The 16,215-nt window shown below is 70.7% G+C and carries 16 protein-coding genes; 6 read left to right on the forward strand and 10 right to left on the reverse strand.

Annotated features, from left to right (window positions below):
- Nucleotides 1–503 precede the first annotated feature (503 nt).
- The 8 genes from E2493_RS18665 to E2493_RS18700 all read right to left on the reverse strand — a co-directional run bounded on the left by E2493_RS18665 (nt 504) and on the right by E2493_RS18700 (nt 7,817).
- A complete protein-coding gene (locus E2493_RS18665; RefSeq protein WP_135089928.1) occupies nt 504–941 on the reverse strand; it encodes a hypothetical protein in 438 nt (145 codons plus the stop codon).
- 938 nt (nt 942–1,879) lie between these two features.
- Nucleotides 1,880–2,317, reverse strand: a complete 438-nt coding sequence (locus E2493_RS18670; RefSeq protein ID WP_135089928.1) for a hypothetical protein — start codon at nt 2,315–2,317, stop codon at nt 1,880–1,882.
- Between the two features lie 728 nt (nt 2,318–3,045).
- Nucleotides 3,046–3,414 carry a c-type cytochrome gene (locus E2493_RS18675; protein WP_167737625.1) on the reverse strand — a complete coding sequence of 123 codons (369 nt, stop codon included), beginning with the start codon at nt 3,412–3,414 and terminating at the stop codon, nt 3,046–3,048.
- Between the two features lie 70 nt (nt 3,415–3,484).
- Nucleotides 3,485–4,138 carry a TorF family putative porin gene (locus E2493_RS18680; protein ID WP_225421590.1) on the reverse strand — a complete coding sequence of 218 codons (654 nt, stop codon included), beginning with the start codon at nt 4,136–4,138 and terminating at the stop codon, nt 3,485–3,487.
- A gap of 40 nt (nt 4,139–4,178) precedes the next feature.
- Nucleotides 4,179–5,420, reverse strand: coding sequence for a S8 family peptidase (locus E2493_RS18685; RefSeq protein WP_135089934.1), 1,242 nt, complete (start codon nt 5,418–5,420; stop codon nt 4,179–4,181).
- Nucleotides 5,417–6,094, reverse strand: coding sequence for a zf-HC2 domain-containing protein (locus E2493_RS18690; protein ID WP_135089936.1), 678 nt, complete (start codon nt 6,092–6,094; stop codon nt 5,417–5,419). Before E2493_RS18690 ends, E2493_RS18685 begins: the two co-directional genes overlap by 4 nt.
- A 10-nt stretch (nt 6,095–6,104) precedes the next feature.
- Nucleotides 6,105–6,692, reverse strand: coding sequence for an RNA polymerase sigma factor (locus E2493_RS18695; protein WP_135089938.1), 588 nt, complete (start codon nt 6,690–6,692; stop codon nt 6,105–6,107).
- Nucleotides 6,693–6,791: 99 nt separating this feature from the next.
- Nucleotides 6,792–7,817 (reverse strand): hypothetical protein, encoded by a 1,026-nt coding sequence (locus E2493_RS18700; RefSeq protein ID WP_167737626.1) that lies wholly within the window; start codon nt 7,815–7,817, stop codon nt 6,792–6,794.
- 415 nt (nt 7,818–8,232) lie between these two features.
- Here E2493_RS18700 and E2493_RS18705 point away from each other — a divergent pair, with 415 nt between their 5' ends.
- From E2493_RS18705 to E2493_RS18715, 3 genes are all read left to right on the forward strand, one after another.
- Nucleotides 8,233–8,550, forward strand: a complete 318-nt coding sequence (locus tag E2493_RS18705; RefSeq protein WP_135089942.1) for a DUF6481 family protein — start codon at nt 8,233–8,235, stop codon at nt 8,548–8,550.
- Between the two features lie 582 nt (nt 8,551–9,132).
- A complete protein-coding gene (locus tag E2493_RS18710; RefSeq protein WP_167737627.1) occupies nt 9,133–10,077 on the forward strand; it encodes a leishmanolysin-related zinc metalloendopeptidase in 945 nt (314 codons plus the stop codon).
- Between the two features lie 127 nt (nt 10,078–10,204).
- Nucleotides 10,205–10,867 carry a glutathione S-transferase family protein gene (locus E2493_RS18715; protein ID WP_135089944.1) on the forward strand — a complete coding sequence of 221 codons (663 nt, stop codon included), beginning with the start codon at nt 10,205–10,207 and terminating at the stop codon, nt 10,865–10,867.
- Between the two features lie 73 nt (nt 10,868–10,940).
- Here the strand turns inward: E2493_RS18715 and E2493_RS18720 are convergent, their stop codons facing one another.
- Nucleotides 10,941–11,426, reverse strand: a complete 486-nt coding sequence (locus E2493_RS18720) for a Cif family virulence factor (protein ID WP_135089946.1) — start codon at nt 11,424–11,426, stop codon at nt 10,941–10,943.
- Between the two features lie 62 nt (nt 11,427–11,488).
- Nucleotides 11,489–11,710 (reverse strand): nitrate/nitrite transporter NrtS, encoded by a 222-nt coding sequence (gene nrtS / locus E2493_RS18725; RefSeq protein ID WP_135089995.1) that lies wholly within the window; start codon nt 11,708–11,710, stop codon nt 11,489–11,491.
- 125 nt (nt 11,711–11,835) lie between these two features.
- Between nrtS and E2493_RS18730 the strand changes: the two genes are divergently transcribed.
- The 3 genes from E2493_RS18730 (at nt 11,836) to E2493_RS18740 (ending at nt 15,992) form a co-directional block, all read left to right on the forward strand.
- Nucleotides 11,836–12,573 carry an AraC family transcriptional regulator gene (locus E2493_RS18730; protein WP_135089948.1) on the forward strand — a complete coding sequence of 246 codons (738 nt, stop codon included), beginning with the start codon at nt 11,836–11,838 and terminating at the stop codon, nt 12,571–12,573.
- Nucleotides 12,574–12,634: 61 nt separating this feature from the next.
- On the forward strand, nt 12,635–14,140 hold the full coding sequence (locus tag E2493_RS18735) for a S41 family peptidase (RefSeq protein ID WP_135089950.1): 1,506 nt from the start codon (nt 12,635–12,637) through the stop codon (nt 14,138–14,140).
- A 64-nt stretch (nt 14,141–14,204) separates the two neighbouring features.
- Complete coding sequence (locus E2493_RS18740; protein WP_135089953.1) at nt 14,205–15,992, forward strand: ABC-F family ATP-binding cassette domain-containing protein; 1,788 nt, start codon at nt 14,205–14,207, stop codon at nt 15,990–15,992.
- The last annotated feature ends 223 nt before the right edge of the window (nt 15,993–16,215 follow it).

Genomic DNA, 16,215 nt, shown 5'->3' on the forward strand with positions numbered 1-16,215 from the left:
TCGCGCGGGCCCGTTCGCCGGCGATCATCGCGGGGCGGGGGCGGGAGCGCAAGGGGGCGCGACGTCGGCACGGTCCCCTTCGCGCCGTCTCCTCCAGAAGGGGCAATCCGGGAAGCGTCCTGCGGCTTCAGCAAAATAGCGTGCTCGACGAATCTGCTCTTGGGCCCGCAGCGCCGCCACGTGCCCAGAATAAGCGACGCCGAGCTTACCGGCGGCGAGCCAATGCTGCGCCGCCAGCAGCCGCTAGCGCGCGCCCGCCGCCACCAGCCATGAGGAAGCGATCCGCCAAGGATCGGTGGGCATCCCCGGCCGGAACGCTCGGCGGATATCCACTTCTGCACAGACGGTCCCCAGACGTTTTGGGAGGTGACACGAGTTGTCCCTTTCCTTGCCGATCCGGATGGATATCGAAGCGCGAGGCCCGCCGAGGCCGCTGGCGTCAGGACGGGTCTCGCGGAGTTGGCCGTGAGCAAGGCGGCGCTCGCCGCCGTTACGCCGTCAGCTCACGGGGACGTGCGGGTCGCCAGGAACATACCTGCCGGGTTGAACGGCTGGCCAGCGACATGCTCGTCGCCGTACATGACCAGGAAGGCACCGAGCTCCGGCACCTCGTCGGTGCTGAAGAAGTAGCCCCATGTGCCGAAATCGTCGACACCATTGTAGACGAAGCCGGGAATCGTGAGCCCATCGGCCTCGAAGACAATGTCCTCGACATAGCTCAGCACACCGTTGAGCACGTCTCCGCACCAGTCCTCGCGATAGGAGCCGGCGTCGCCGCGCAGGATGTAAACGAACTGCGCGGTGTTGCCGTCGCCGCAATCGATCGCGACGGTATAGGTGAAGTCACGCTGCCCTGCGGCGCGGCTACGGCCCATCTGCTGTTTCGACCTGATGTCGACGCGGCCCGCAGCCTTGAGGCTGCGAAGCGAAAGCTCGGTCATTGCGCATCTCCTCTCTTGGACGGTTGGTTCACAGGGCCGGAGAAGCGGGCGGACGCATGCGGCCGCCACGTCCAGCCGCACTCAGGATTGCACGGGCGCGGCTGAATGCGCGTGACGGCCGTCACGCGCGCAATCAGGCATTGATCACGGACAAGTCGCCTAGCCGAGCCTCGCCTTCGCTGCCCTGCGGGGAAACCGTTCGGTAAGCCCGCCAGTGCCGCGAGCGCCCGCCGCCTGGGCGACTGCACTGACGCAGCCGATCCGCAGGCAGGTTCCCGAAACCTGATCGGTCGGAGCGTGAGGACAGCAGCGCCCGCGCGCTGCTATTTCTTAGGCTTGGCGACGTTGACGACAACGTTGTCGCTGTCGCCGGGCGAACAGGGGTCCGGATCCAGCGCCGACATGCTTTGGTTCGCCACCACCTTCATGCGGGCCTCGCGCGGGCCCGTTCGCCGGCGATCATCGCGGGGCGGGGGCGGGAGCGCAAGGGGGCGCGACGTCGGCACGGTCCCCTTCGCGCCGTCTCCTCCAGAAGGGGCAATCCGGGAAGCGTCCTGCGGCTTCAGCAAAATAGCGTGCTCGACGAATCTGCTCTTGGGCCCGCAGCGCCGCCACGTGCCCAGAATAAGCGACGCCGAGCTTACCGGCGGCGAGCCAATGCTGCGCCGCCAGCAGCCGCTAGCGCGCGCCCGCCGCCACCAGCCATGAGGAAGCGATCCGCCAAGGATCGGTGGGCATCCCCGGCCGGAACGCTCGGCGGATATCCACTTCTGCACAGACGGTCCCCAGACGTTTTGGGAGGTGACACGAGTTGTCCCTTTCCTTGCCGATCCGGATGGATATCGAAGCGCGAGGCCCGCCGAGGCCGCTGGCGTCAGGACGGGTCTCGCGGAGTTGGCCGTGAGCAAGGCGGCGCTCGCCGCCGTTACGCCGTCAGCTCACGGGGACGTGCGGGTCGCCAGGAACATACCTGCCGGGTTGAACGGCTGGCCAGCGACATGCTCGTCGCCGTACATGACCAGGAAGGCACCGAGCTCCGGCACCTCGTCGGTGCTGAAGAAGTAGCCCCATGTGCCGAAATCGTCGACACCATTGTAGACGAAGCCGGGAATCGTGAGCCCATCGGCCTCGAAGACAATGTCCTCGACATAGCTCAGCACACCGTTGAGCACGTCTCCGCACCAGTCCTCGCGATAGGAGCCGGCGTCGCCGCGCAGGATGTAAACGAACTGCGCGGTGTTGCCGTCGCCGCAATCGATCGCGACGGTATAGGTGAAGTCACGCTGCCCTGCGGCGCGGCTACGGCCCATCTGCTGTTTCGACCTGATGTCGACGCGGCCCGCAGCCTTGAGGCTGCGAAGCGAAAGCTCGGTCATTGCGCATCTCCTCTCTTGGACGGTTGGTTCACAGGGCCGGAGAAGCGGGCGGACGCATGCGGCCGCCACGTCCAGCCGCACTCAGGATTGCACGGGCGCGGCTGAATGCGCGTGACGGCCGTCACGCGCGCAATCAGGCATTGATCACGGACAAGTCGCCTAGCCGAGCCTCGCCTTCGCTGCCCTGCGGGGAAACCGTTCGGTAAGCCCGCCAGTGCCGCGAGCGCCCGCCGCCTGGGCGACTGCACTGACGCAGCCGATCCGCAGGCAGGTTCCCGAAACCTGATCGGTCGGAGCGTGAGGACAGCAGCGCCCGCGCGCTGCTATTTCTTAGGCTTGGCGACGTTGACGACAACGTTGTCGCTGTCGCCGGGCGAACAGGGGTCCGGATCCAGCGCCGACATGCTTTGGTTCGCCACCACCTTCATGCGGGCCTCGCGCGGGCCCGTTCGCCGGCGATCATCGCGAGGCGGGGGCGGGTGCGCAAGGGGGCGCAGGGAGCCACCACGCGCCGCCACGGCGCTTGGCCAAAGGAGGTACGCCTGCATCCTGGCCGTGGCCCGTCTTTTCACGCTAAGGCGCGAAGAAGAAGGAAGATCGCGAAGCCATTTGCATTCAGACCGTGCGAGGGTTGCACCGCCGTTCGCAAGGCGCTGCGCGCCCTATCCTTCGCGCCTTCGCGTGAAAATCGGCCATCGGCGCAGCGGCGGAACCGGACCGGGAGCCGCCTAGCCCTGCGGGCGGTAGCCCGGGTCCTTCAGCGTCAGCATCCAGGCGACGAGATCGTCGACGGCGCTCTCGTGGACGCTGAAGTCCATCTCGCGCGGGTAATTGTGGGCGTCGGCGAGGAAGGCGGACAGGGTCTCGGCGGTGACGCCCTCGCGGTTGACGACGGCGGCGAAGGGCGGCGCGTTGGGGTTGGGCGAGGTGCCGGTGCGGTCGATCGCGTGGCAGCCGGCGCAGACCGAGCGGGCGAGCGTCTCGCCGCGCTCCGCGGACGAAGGCGGCGGCGCGACGACGAACGTCTCGCTCGCGGGCGTGCGCTGGCAGGCGGCGAGAAGGGCAAGGGCGAGGGCGGGAAGGAACAGGGGCTTCAAGATCGTCTCCGCTTGCATCTCCGGTCCAGCGCCGGAAGGCGGCGGCGGTTCCCTCGCCGTGCCGCGGCGATCAGAAGGCGCGGCTGACGGAGAGGAGGATCGTGCCGCGGGCGCCCTCGTCCTTGCGGGCGGGTGTGGCGCCGACCCAGGTCAGGCTGAGCGAGGCGCGGCCGAAGCGGCGGGTGACGGCGAGGCGGCCGTCGGCGACGAGGCGGTGCGCGCCGGCATCGTCCGCGGCGGCGAGCAGCCCGACATGGCCCGAGAGCGACCAGGCGCCGCGCGCGACGAGCAGAGCATTGGCGTCGCCGTAGAGCGTGTCGCCGCCATAGCCGTCGCCATCGGGCGAGTAGAAGAGGTGGGCGGAGACGCGGCGCCCGACGAGCCCGACATAGGCCTCGGTGAGGCGGCCGTAGCCGCCGGCATAGCCGCTGCCGTAGATCCGGTTGGTGACGCCCGCGTCGACCTGCAGGCCCGACGCGACCCGACGCGCGTAACCGGCATATTGGACCGAACGCAGCGGCCGGATGCCGTCGTCGCGGGTGAGGACGAGGGTGCCGGAGACGCCGAGATAGAAGCCGCTCTTGTCGTCATAGGCGAGCGTGAGGCCGGCGACCGGCCTGCTCCGGCTGGTCGATACGCCGCGGAAGCGATCGTCGCTGGCGAGCGAGGCGCTGGCCGCCACCTCGGCGCGTGCGGCGGCGGGCGCGCCGAGCGCGCAGACGATGAGGAGAAGGCGGGCTGGAAGCGCGGCGGTGCCGCCTCGCTCAGTCTTCGGGCGGGCAGCCCTGCTCGGGCCGGCCGGCGGCGCGGGCGACGGTGCGGCAGGCGTCGATCGCGCCCCCGCTTTCTCCCGCGGCGACGAGCGGCCGCGCGCCCGGCGCCTCGCGCAGCTGGCGCACCAGAGCGAGCAGGCCGCTGACATGCGCCGCGGCATAGGAATTGCCGCTGACGAGATACCATCGGCCCCCAGGCTGCGTGGTCGGGATGTCCCGGCCGGGCGCATAATAGACCCCGCGCCGCCCGGCGGCCATCCCCTGCTCCGCGACGGCGACGACCCCGGCGGCCGAGGCCGGGAAGCCGCCGCTGGTCTTCGGATCGACGGCGGCGACGAAGGCGGCGCCGCGCTGCTGGCCGGCGCGGATCAGCCGGGCGATCAGCAGGTCCTCCGGCCCGGTGAGGCTGAGATTGATCACCGCGGCGCGGTGCTCGATCGCATAGGCCAGCGCCCGCGCCAGGCTGAGGGTGTCGCAAAGCGTCCCCGCGGCGTCGGGTCTCTGCCAGCAGGCGCGCAGGCCCATCAGCTCGGCGCCGGGCGCGACGCCGGCGATGCCGACGACGTTGTCCGCCCGGGCGCCGATGATCCCGGCGACGCCGGTGCCATGGGCCTCGCCCGGCGTGCCGCGGCCGGCGACGAAATCGCGGCTCTCGACGATCCGGCCGCGCAGGTCCGGATGGCCCGCATCAACCTGGCTGTCGATCACCGCCACCCGGACGCCGCGGCCGGTCGCCACCCGGTGGAGATCGGCGAGGCCCCAGAGCTGCGCCGCGGGCTGTGCCGGGAAGAGCCGATCGTTGTGCGCCGCCGCCTGCGTCTCGAACAGGTTCATCGGCTGCGACCAGTCGACCGCGGCGAGGGTGGACATGTGGCGGGCGACGTCGGCGGGCGCGCGGCCGTCGGGCACCTCCATCACCACGCAGTCGACGCCGAGCATCGGCATCGGCCAGGCGTCGACCAGTATCAGCCCGTTCTCGCGGGCGAGCCGGGCGGCGAGGCGCCGGCGCGCGGCGGCGGCGGCGGCGTCGCCATAGCCGCCGGCATAGTCCTGGCCGGGCCGGTAATGCTCGGGCGGCAGGTGGAGCATGACCAGGATGCGGTGGGCGGCGTCGGCAGCCGCGGCGGGCGACCCGGGCGCAGCGGGCGGCGCCCCGGGCGGGGCGGGCGGATCCGCCGCCGGTCCGGGGCCGGTGGCGAACAGCAGGCCGGCGAGGAACGCCGCCTGGATCATTCGGCCGGGGCCTGGGCGATCGGCTCGGCGAGGATCACGTGGCGCTGGCGGCGCAGCGCGGCGAGCCCTGCCTCGCCGCCGGGCAGCGCGAGCACATAAGCGCCGGCGGCGGTCGGCCCGTCGACCAGGCGGGCGCCGCTGGCGTCGAGGGCGCGGCGAAGGTCCTCGACCGTGGCGTCGCGGCCGAACATGGCGAGAACGTTGCCGGCGCGCGCCGCGCCGGATTCGCCGAGCGCGCGATACCTCCCCTCCGGACCCGCCGCCGCCTGGACGCCATCGCCCGCGGGCGCGGGAGGGGGCGCCTGCGGCACCGCGGCGACGGCGAGCACGACCAGAGCGGCGAACTGGGCGGCCACCAGCCATTTCAGCCGCGCCGGATCCGCGACGGCGCGGTAGGACCAGCGACGGGCCCGGCGGCGCGGGGGAACGGGCGCTGCGGCGGCCGCGCGCGCCTGCAGCGCAGCCCAGCCCTGTCCGCCGTCTTCGTCTTCCACGCGGAGCGCCTCGCGCAGCGCCGGCTCGGCGGCGAGCGTGGCGCGGCACTCGGCGCAATCGGGCAGGTGCGCCTCGACCAGCGCCCGATCCGCCTCGTCGAGGGTGCCGGCTGCATACCAGGGGAGCAGCATCTGCGTCTCCCGGTGCCGGTCGGCGGGCAGGGTCACCACATGTCCCATCGCCTGGCCCTCATATCCAGTCGGCGAGATCGCCGGGGAGCGCCCGCTTCAGGTGGCGGCGCGCGTGGAACATGCGCGTCTTCACCGTGTCGATCGGGCAATCGAGGATCTCGGCGACCTCGCGATAGCCGAAGCCCTGGAAATAGGTGAGGTTGACGACCGCACGATGCGCAGGCGACAGCCGGTCGATCGCCTCGCCCAGCGCGCGTCGCGAGCGATCGGCGCCGGCGCTCTGCTCCGGGCTGGGCTCGCCGCTCTCCAGCCCGGCCTGGCGCGGATCCTCGATCGGATCGTCGAACCGGCGCAGCGCGCTCAACCCCTGGCGATAGGCGATCCCGAACATCCAGGTGGAGAGCCTGCTCGCGCCGTGAAAGTCGCCGATCCTGTTCCACACCACCATCATCACATCGTCGACCACTTCCTCGACGAGATGCGGCCGGCGCATCATGTTGAGCAGGAATCGCGAGATGCGGCCGTGATACGCCCGGTAGAGCTGCTCGAAGGCGCGCACGTCGCGCCCCCGGAGCCTCTCGACGAGCGCGGCCTCGTCGAGCTCCCGGTCACCTGCCGAACGCGCCGCCACCTGCGATCTCAGCATCACGCCATCCGATCGTTCCGGCTGAGTGCCGCATCCGGCCGCAGCGGTTCAATCCGCCACCCATTTTTCGCCCGGCGCGGGGCGCGGCCCGGCGCCCGCTCATTCGTCGGGAACCGCGGCGAGCGCCGCCTCGAGCGCGGCCATCGGCGCACTCCACGGCCCCGCATCGTCGGCGAAATGGGCCAGCGCCATCGCGTAGACAGCCTCCGCGACGGCACGCGGCGAGCGGCAGAGGGCGTCGAACTCGGGCGGCTGCTCCTCGCCGCTCGAGCGGACGTCGCAGATGGAGATGCGGCAGCCGTGGCGCGCCAGCGGCCGGCCGTCCGGCAGAACGTCGCCGCCGAGGGTGACGCGCTCGAAGCGGACGCGAGTCAGCCCCGGCTCGGCGTTGCAGGTGAGCTCGGCCTGCCAGGCGTCGGCGAGCAGCGCGAGCCCGGCGCGCAGCAGATCACCCATCGGATCGGTGAGATAGCCGCCGCCGAACTCGCCGCTGCGTTCCCCGAGCCGGACCTGGACGGAATACCAGCCGTAGCCGTCGTGCGTATAGGTGAAGGCGACGTCCTCGCCGGCGCCGAGCCCGGCGTCCCATGGCTCGAACGGCGCGCGCAGCGGATCCTCTTCGCGGGCGATGCCGCTGTCGCGCGGCGGGCGGGGCGCCTCCCCCGCCGCGAGCCGGGCCGGGTCGGGGCGCCAGCCGCGATCCTCCGACGCGAGCCGCGCCGCAACCGCCTCGGCCCCCGCCAGCGCCGGCGCGAGCAGCTCCTCGCGCAGCGGGAAGCCGATCGTCTGGCTGAGGGCGCCGCGATCGAGCTTCGCCTCGCCGCGCAGCCAGCCGGTCTCCGATCGCGAGAGCGAAAGGCGCATCGACCCGCCGAGCGAGGCGAGCCGCACCTCGCTCCGCTCGCGGGCGACGAACGCCCGCAGCGCCGGCACGAAGGCGAGCACGTCCGGCCGCTGGAGCAGGGGACCGTTGACGTCGAGCGCCTTCTCCCAGCCGTCGCCGATCCGGATCGCGACGTCGAGCCAGGGCCAGCTCAGCCCATCACCCATGCCGATCCACAAGGCGGCCTGGCCGATGACGATGTCCGGCGCCTCGGTCTTCCGTCGCTCCGCGATGTCCTGCACTGCGCTCCCCCAAAGGCCGGGCCGCAGCGTGACGCATCGCGCCGGATCAGGCAATCGGCCGGCGCCGGCAAGCAGCATCGGCGACTTGCCCGAAGGCGCGATACGAATGGGCGAAGTCTCCAGGTGGAGCAGCCCGCCTGGCAATTCCAATCCGGGCCAGGCCCGCGACAATCCGCGCCCGAGCACCTACATCAGCCCGGGCTGCAGTCGCAGTTCGACGGTCTTCGGCGCTTTGCCGCTCCTCATTCCTTCTTTCGCTTCTCCTCGCGCCAGTTGGAAGCGTTCAAGACCGCGACTGCGGCGCGCAGCTATGCCAAGGCGCATTTCGGCGCCGAAGCCGGCCGGTTCGCCACCAAGCGAACCGGAACGGCCGACGGCCGTTCCGCTGACACAGAAGAGAATTCAGCGAGGAAACATGAAGTCATACCGGGATCCGTCCTTCCAGGACCGGGTCGGCCGCGCCGCGGCAGCCAAAAAGAAGGCGCTCGACGCGCTGCGTTCGAAGCCGCCGGTCGACGAAGCGGTCGTCGCCGAGCGGCAGGCGGCCCGCCTGAAGCGCGAGGCGGCCGAGGCCGAGAAGCGGGCAGCGCGCAGGGCCGCGGAGCAGGCCGCGAAGGAAGCGAAAGAGGCCGAGGCGGCGGCGAAGCTCGCCGCGCAGCCGGCACCGCGCAGCGAAGCGGAGCTGAAGGCGGCGCGCGACGCCCGCTACGCGGCCCGCAAGAACCGCAAGTAGCGCCGTGGAGTTGCGCGGCAATGCGGCGAGGAGCGTGAGGCATCGCCGCCGAGGCCAGCGAGAACATCGAGACGCTGGCCATCGCCGACGACATTCGCGCCGATCTGACCTGGGAGCGCGCCGAAGGCACGGTCCGCAACCTCGCCGACCGGCGCATCGATTTCTACCGGGTTGACTGGAACCGCGGCCCGAGGGGGAGGGAGCCGCCCCGCCGGCGCGGGCGAAGGGCAGTTAGGCCCCGGCGGCGGCTGAGCGAACCGGCGGCGCCTCGCGAACCCGGACGCGAAGGCGCGCCGGCGCCCGCGCGCGGCGGGGAGCGGATAGCGAGATCGACCACCACAAGGGCCGCCGCGAAGTGACGCGGCGATTGATCCGTTTCGGACGGACCGAGCGGCGGGATCGCCTGCCGACGACCTGCTGCGCCCGCGTTTTCCGCGGGAAAGAGCCGCCGGAGAGGTCGATACGCATTCGGAATGTTGCCGAAAAACAAGGGCTTGCCAGCCGCCCTGCTTCCGATAGGTTCCTCCTCACCTACAACTGCAGGCGGGCGAGTACCGGTTGCGTACAGGGGAAGCAGTGAACATGAGGAACGGACATCTCGACTTCAGCGCTACCGATCTGGACTTCAGCCGCATCGGCGTGGCCGACGCGGGCAATTCGGCCTTCGGGCAGGGCCATCCGCGGGGGCTCGGCAAGCCGGAGCTTCCGCTGACGACTCGCGAGCTCGTCGGCCTCGACCTTACCCACATCGTCCACACCAGCGACATCGGCGTCTCGGCCGCCAAAGGTGGCGGCGGTGGCGGCGGTGGCGGCGGCGGCGGCGGCACGACCAGCTTCGCGCCGTACACCAGCGGCCCGGCGACGGCCTCGGCCGGCTACAACATCACCATCCAGTTCGTCGGCACCTGGACCCAGGATCTGTACAACATCTTCGTCTCCTCGGCCGACAGGCTGAGCGCACTGATCGTCGGCGACCTCCCGAACGTCAGCGTCCGCTCGAAGGGCGGCATCACGAACGTCGACGACATTTTGATCACCGCCGAGCTCGGCCCGATCGACGGTCTGTACGGCGTCCTCGGCCAGGCAGGGCCGACCTCGGTCCGGACCGCGAGCTCGCTGCCCGCGACGGCGCAGATGAAGTTCGACATCACCGACGTGAACGACATGGGCCTCGACGTCTTCGCCGACGTCGTGCTGCACGAGATGAGCCACAGCCTCGGCTTCGGCTCGATCTGGGACCGGCTCGGCCTCGTCACCAACGGCCTGTTCACCGGCGCGCGCGCCGTCTCCGAATATCACGCGATGGGCGGCATTGGCGCCGGCATCGCCGTCGAGCAGGACGGCGGCGCCGGCACCGCCGGCTCGCACTGGGACGAGGAGACGTTCGGCAACGAGCTGATGACCGGCTACATCAACGAGGGCGAGAATTACTTCACCGCGATGAGCGCAGCCTCGTTCGCCGACATGGGCTACACGATCCGCACGGATTATGCGGCGTTCACCGATCCGGGCTACGTTTTCGCCTGATCGACACCCGCGATGAGAAGGAGGGGGCGGTCGCAAGGCTGCCCCCTTTTTCATGCGCGAGCGGCTGCGCGCCGCCTCTTTCGCGTCGTGGCGGACCCGGTCATGATGAAAGCGGGAGGGAGATGCCATGGACCTGATCCTCACCACCTTCGACTGGGTGCCCGAGCCGCCGCGCGGCTTCGTGCGCGACCTGCGCATCCGCTGGGCGCTGGAGGAAGCGGGCTTTCCCTATCGTGTCGCCAGCGTCCCGTTCGAGGACCGACAGCCGGAGCATTTCGCCCACCAGCCGTTCGGCCAGGTGCCGTGGCTGACCGACGGCGACGTCTCGATCTTCGAGAGCGGCGCGATCCTGCTCCACCTCGGCGAGAGGAGCGAGGCCTTGCTGCCGGCCGAACCGAAGAGCCGCGGCGAGACGATCGAATGGCTGTTCGCGGCGCTCAATTCGGTCGAGGCGGCGAGCCAGCCCTGGGTGCTGTTCAAGTTCATGGGCGTAGCCGAAGACGCGCCGGGCGTGACGATGTTCGACGATTTCATGAAAGCGCACCGGCTCGCTCATGTCGAGCCTTTGCTGGCGAAACGGGAGTGGCTGGTCGGCCCGTTCTCGATCGCCGACATCATGATGGCCGACGTGCTGCGCCCGATCGACCGCTTCGGCGGCCTGGCTGAATTCCCAGCCTGCAAGGCGTATATGACGCGCGCCACCGCCCGCCCCGCCTTCGCCAAGGCGCATGCCGACCAGCTCGCCCATTTCGCCACCGGCGACCGCAGGCGCGCGGGCGCGGCGGCCTGATCGACGCCCGCCGACCCGATGGCCGCCGCCTGTGGCGACGGCCGGCGGCCCCGCCGCGCGCCGAGGATCAGAGCTATTTCCGCGGGTCCTTCGGCGTGGAATGGAGCATGTCGATCCGCCAGCGTCCCTCCCGCCGCACCAGCAGGGCGGATTCCAGCCACGCCCGCGGCTCGAGCCTGGCCGCGGTTCCGGCCGCACCGACGTTCTCCCAGGCGGCAAAGGCGACGCTGCAGTCGATCCGGGCGTCGACCGTACCGATGTTCCACTGCATGATCCGGCCGGACGCGTGGGCATCGGCGATCAGCTTCGAAAGCTCGGGGCCGCTGTAGCGCTTGCCGATCTCGAAGGCGTAGAAAGTCTCCGTGGTGAGACCCCGCACCGCTGCGCCATCGTCGCGCGCCAGTGCATCGTAGAAGGCGCGGACCGTTGCGGCGACCGATTCAAGGTCCGCCTCGGACGAACAGGATCGCGGCGCGGAGCCGAGGGAGCCGTCGTGCGGCCCCGTGGATTGGCATGAGATCAGCGAAAGCGCCGCCACGCCGGCAAGGACATGCTTCATATTTCCCCCCCATCGATGACCGAAGCTAGCAGCTCGCGCGGCCGGCGTCGCGTCCCCGCCCCTCAGGAAGCGCGGAGGGCGGCGTAGCTGCCGTAGCTGGCGACCGCGAAGGGAACGAAATAGGTCAGCCCGATCTTCCACCAGACGAGGGAATGGGCATTGAGCAGCGCATCGCCCTGGTTGATCGCGTTGAGGGTGGTGCCGACGATCAGGGCAACGGCGAGCGACCGGCGGACGCCGCCCCGGGCGAAGGTGCGGCGAAGGGCTTCCCGGGGCGCGAGCATGAGGCGCACCTGCCACGATCCGCCGCGACTGTCATCTCTCGCGGCGGGACCGGCACCGCGGACCGATCCGCTGCGTCCGCCGCGCGCGCGTGGCGGCGAGGAGAGCGGCATGATAACTTAGTGCGATGGACCTGCTCTCCGCCGCCCGGGTCGCGACCTATGCCGCCGGCTCAACCATGGCGGAGCACGTCCATGCCACCGCCTCGCTCTGCCTGGTGCTGACCGGCGACTATGAAGAGCGCACGCTGGGGCGGCGCGAGATCGAAGAGGCCGGAACGCTGCTGTTCTGCCCGGCCAACCAGCCGCACGCCCAGCGCTTCGGCCGGCGCGGCGCGACCAAGCTGATCGTCTCCCCGCCGGCTTGGGCGCTGGCGCGCGTCTCCGCCGCCACGCACGCACCACGCACGCGGGGCGGCGCGTGCGTGGCGCTCGGCCGGCGCATCGTCGGGGAGTTGCGGGCGCAGGACGAATTCAGCGCATTGGCGGTCGAGGCGTTGAGCCTGGAACTGCTCGCCACCTTTGCGCGGCGGACGCGCACGGCGGACCGCCCGGCGATCGTCCGCAGGGCGCAGGACTATATGAGCGCGCACAAGGGCGACCGCCTCTCGGTAGCCGAAGTCGCCGCCGCCATCGGCTGCGATCCGCTACCCCTGTCGCGCGCATTCCGCCGCGCTGTCGGCCAGTCGATCGGATCGTTCCAGCGCGGGCTGCGCATCGCCCGGGTGATCGCGTTGCTCGACCGCCGCTCCATGCCGCTGAGCGAGATCGCGCTGGAATGCGGCTTCTGCGACCAATCGCACATGACCCGCGCGTTCAAGGCGCAGATCGGCTGCACGCCCGACGCCTATCGGCGCATGTGCTGAGCGTCCCAAGGGCGTCGCTGCGTCCAAGACAGCGAGACCGGCAACGGGCTAGAGACTGACGATGATCGCCAAGCGTCTTCCCTTGCGAATGATCATTGCGGCGCTGATCGCCTGCGCCGCCGCCCCGGCCGGCGCCGTCGCGCCCGCCGGAAGATTCGACCGCCAGGCATGGCAGCAGGACCTCGCGCAGCTCCGCGCCGAGCTTGAACGCGCCTATGTCAATCTCGCCTGGATGGGCGCGCCGGAGAGCGGCGTCGACGTGCCGCGGCTGTGGCGGCGGGCCCAGGCCAGCCTCGCCGCCGCAACCGACGACGAGGAGGCGCGGCGGGCGATCCGCGCCTTCGTCGCCGGCTTCGAGGACGGGCATTTCTCCGAGCTGCCGGCCCAGAGCCGCAGTGCGCCGGCCGAGCCGGAACCGGCGCCGCCGGCGCTGGACGCGGACGATCCGAAATCGGGCTGCGCAGCACTCGGCTTCGCCTCGACTGCGCCGGTCGCCTTCTCGCTGCCGTTCGAGCGCCTCCCCGGTTTCCGCCTGCTTTCCGACGGCCTCGCGGCGCCGTTCCGTGCCGGGCTCGCGCCGCTGCCCGACGGCCGGACGATCGGCGTGATCCGCATCCAGAACTTTCGGCCGACGCCCTTCCCCGCCGTCTGCCTCGACGCCTGGAATTCGCTCCGCTCGAACGGAGCGGCGGTCACCGCCGAGGCGATCGCGGAAGCGGCGGAGCGCGGCTGGTTCGCAGCGCTGGCACGCCAGCTCGGCGCGCTCAGGACGCTGGGCAGCGCGGCGGTGATCGTCGACATCGGCACGAACAGCGGCGGCAACGACAGCGGCGACTGGACCGCGCGCCTGGTCACCAACCGCGCCGTCGCTTCGGCGCGCATGGCGGCGGTCGATGCACCGATCGCCGCCCGCTATTTCGACGAGCAGATCGCCGAACTCGACGCCGTGCGGCCGGCTGCCCGCGACGCGGAAGCGCGGGCCGCCGTCGACCGCGCACGGGCTTTCTTCGCGAGACGCAAGGCGGCCATCGGCAAGGCGCGCTGCGACCTCTCCTGGGTGTGGCGCGAGCGCCGCACCTGGGACCCCGACGCCTGCAACCGGACGATCGACAGCGGCTTCGCCAGCGGTTTCGCCGCCGGGCTGCCGCGCGGCGCCTACGGCAGCAGCGAGGTCGCGAGCCGGATCTCCTGGCCGTCAAGGATCGAGGCGCATTTCGGTGCCTGGACGGGGCCGGTCTACGTGCTGATCAACGGCCGCTCCTATTCCTCGGCCGAGATGTTCGCCGCGGTGATGCAGGACAACCGTATCGGCAGGCTGATCGGCGAGAAGAGCGGCGGCGACGGCTGCGGATTCATGGTCGAGGCCGAGCCTCTGGTGCTCGCCCACAGCCGGCTGCGCTTCCGCCTGCCCAATTGCATGCGGCTGCGCGCCGACGGGAGCAACGAGGTGGCCGGCGTGACTCCCGACCTGCCGCTGCCGCAGATCGAGGGCGAGAGCACCCGGGCGCGCGCCGCGCGGGCGCTTCGCCTGATCGGAGACGATCTCGGCGCCGCGCCGCCTCGCTAGAGCCTGCGGAGACACGAGAAGAGCGCAGGGTGACGTTTGCGCGCAGTGCCCCTATGTCGCCGCCATGGCTGCACCCGTCCTCGCTTATGAAAATCTCGGCCTCGTCCAGGGCAATGGCTGGCTGTTCCGCGGCATCGGCCTGTTCGTCGGCGCGCGCGATCGGCTGGCGCTGATCGGCCGCAACGGCGCCGGCAAGACCACCCTGCTCAAATGTCTCGCCGGCGCGATCGACACCGACGAGGGCCGCCGCACCATCCAGCCCGGCACCAAGGTGGTGCTGCTCGAGCAGGATCCGCCGGTCGCCGGCTTCGCAACGCTACGCGATTATGCGCTGAGCGGGCCCGACGCGCCGCCGGTGCACGAGGTGGAGGCGATCGCCGACCAGATCGGCATCGACCTCGACCGCGACGCGGCCACCGCCTCGGGCGGCGAGCGGCGCCGGGCGGCAATCGCCCGCGCGATCGCCATGGAGCCCGACGTGCTGCTGCTCGACGAGCCGACCAACCATCTCGATCTCGCCGCGATCGAATGGCTCGAGGACTGGCTGTCGCGCTTCACCGGCGCCTTCGTGGTGATCAGCCACGACCGCACCTTCCTGACCCGCCTGACCCGCTCGGTGCTGTGGCTCGACCGCGGCGACCTGCGACGCGCCGAGATCGGCTTCGGCGGCTTCGATGCCTGGACCGAGAAAGTCTATGAGGAAGAGGCGCGCAACGAGGAGCGGCTCGACGCGAAGCTGAAGCTCGAACTCCACTGGCTGCAGCGCGGCGTCACCGCGCGCCGGCGGCGCAACCAGGGCCGGCTCGCCAAATTGAACGAGATGCGCGCCCAGCGCGCGGCGATGATGGGCCCGGCCGGCGCCGCCAAGCTCGGCATCCAGAACGACGACGCCAAGACCAAGGTGGTGATCGACGCGGAGACCGTGACCAAGGCCTATGACGGCCGCACGATCATCAAAGACTTCTCGCTCAGGGTGCAGCGCGGCGACCGGATCGGCATCGTCGGCGCCAACGGCACCGGCAAGACCACATTGCTCAAGCTGCTGACCGGCGAGATCGAGCCCGACGAGGGACGGATTCGCCGGGCGCAGACGCTGACCGGGATCGTCGTCGATCAGCAGCGCAAGCTGATGGACCCGGAAAAGAGGGTGCGTGACGTGCTCGCCGACGGCGGCGACTGGATCGAGGTGCGGGGCGTCAAGAAGCACATCCAGGGCTATCTCAAGGAATTCCTGTTCGATCCGAACATGACCGAGGCGCGGATCGGCACGCTCTCAGGCGGCGAGCGCTCGCGCCTGCTGCTTGCCCGCGAGTTCGCGCGGCGATCGAACCTTCTCGTCCTCGACGAGCCGACCAACGACCTCGACCTCGAGACGCTCGACCTGCTGCAGGAGGTGATCGGCGACTATGACGGCACGGTGCTGATCGTCAGCCACGACCGCGACTTCCTCGATCGTACGGTGACGATCACGCTCGGCCTCGACGGCTCGGGGCGGATCGACGTCGTCGCGGGCGGCTATGAGGATTGGGTGCGCAAGCGCAAGGAAGCGGCCGCGCCCGCCGCCAAAGCGGCGGCCAGGCCTGCGGCGGCGGCCCCTGCCCCACCAAAGGCCGCGACCAAGCTCAGCTACAAGGACCAGCGCGACTACGACCTGCTGCCGGGCAGGATCGAGGAGATCGAGTCGCAGATCGCCCGCAACGAGGCTGCGCTCTCCGACCCAGATCTCTACATCAAGGATCCGCGGCGGTTCGCCGCGCTGAGCGCCGCGATCGAGGCCGCTCGCGCCGAGCGCGACGCGGCCGAGGAGCGATGGCTGGTGCTGGCCGAGAAGGTCGAGGCGCTGGCGGGATAGACGCGCGCGCCTGAGCTTTCCGCCTTTTCGGAACGCAGGCGAGGTTCGACCGCCGCGGAGCGTGCCGGATCGGGACGGCCGCCGCGCCGAGCCGACAGCCGAAAGGCCGACATTCCTTCCCGGAGAGCGCGATCGCGATGTATTACGGTAGCTAATTGCTACCTTTATCAAAAGGCTTCCGCACGGTTATCCCCGAAGTTCTTGCGTTCATCGGGAAAAGTTC

It is taken from the genome of Sphingomonas parva (ex Maeng et al. 2020), from assembly GCF_004564275.1.
Lineage (GTDB): Bacteria > Pseudomonadota > Alphaproteobacteria > Sphingomonadales > Sphingomonadaceae > Allosphingosinicella > Allosphingosinicella parva.

What these genes read in the sequence shown, in the direction of transcription:
- E2493_RS18665 (WP_135089928.1), bottom strand. Translation starts at nt 941, where the DNA reads ATGACCGAGCTTTCGCTTCGCAGCCTCAAGGCTGCGGGCCGCGTCGAC.
- E2493_RS18715 (WP_135089944.1), top strand. Translation starts at nt 10,205, where the DNA reads ATGGACCTGATCCTCACCACCTTCGACTGGGTGCCCGAGCCGCCGCGC.
- E2493_RS18705 (WP_135089942.1), top strand. Translation starts at nt 8,233, where the DNA reads ATGAAGTCATACCGGGATCCGTCCTTCCAGGACCGGGTCGGCCGCGCC.
- E2493_RS18710 (WP_167737627.1), top strand. Translation starts at nt 9,133, where the DNA reads ATGAGGAACGGACATCTCGACTTCAGCGCTACCGATCTGGACTTCAGC.
- E2493_RS18685 (WP_135089934.1), bottom strand. Translation starts at nt 5,420, where the DNA reads ATGATCCAGGCGGCGTTCCTCGCCGGCCTGCTGTTCGCCACCGGCCCC.
- E2493_RS18735 (WP_135089950.1), top strand. Translation starts at nt 12,635, where the DNA reads ATGATCGCCAAGCGTCTTCCCTTGCGAATGATCATTGCGGCGCTGATC.
- E2493_RS18690 (WP_135089936.1), bottom strand. Translation starts at nt 6,094, where the DNA reads ATGGGACATGTGGTGACCCTGCCCGCCGACCGGCACCGGGAGACGCAG.
- E2493_RS18670 (WP_135089928.1), bottom strand. Translation starts at nt 2,317, where the DNA reads ATGACCGAGCTTTCGCTTCGCAGCCTCAAGGCTGCGGGCCGCGTCGAC.
- E2493_RS18695 (WP_135089938.1), bottom strand. Translation starts at nt 6,692, where the DNA reads ATGCTGAGATCGCAGGTGGCGGCGCGTTCGGCAGGTGACCGGGAGCTC.
- E2493_RS18720 (WP_135089946.1), bottom strand. Translation starts at nt 11,426, where the DNA reads ATGAAGCATGTCCTTGCCGGCGTGGCGGCGCTTTCGCTGATCTCATGC.
- E2493_RS18730 (WP_135089948.1), top strand. Translation starts at nt 11,836, where the DNA reads ATGGACCTGCTCTCCGCCGCCCGGGTCGCGACCTATGCCGCCGGCTCA.
- E2493_RS18740 (WP_135089953.1), top strand. Translation starts at nt 14,205, where the DNA reads ATGGCTGCACCCGTCCTCGCTTATGAAAATCTCGGCCTCGTCCAGGGC.
- nrtS (WP_135089995.1), bottom strand. Translation starts at nt 11,710, where the DNA reads ATGCTCGCGCCCCGGGAAGCCCTTCGCCGCACCTTCGCCCGGGGCGGC.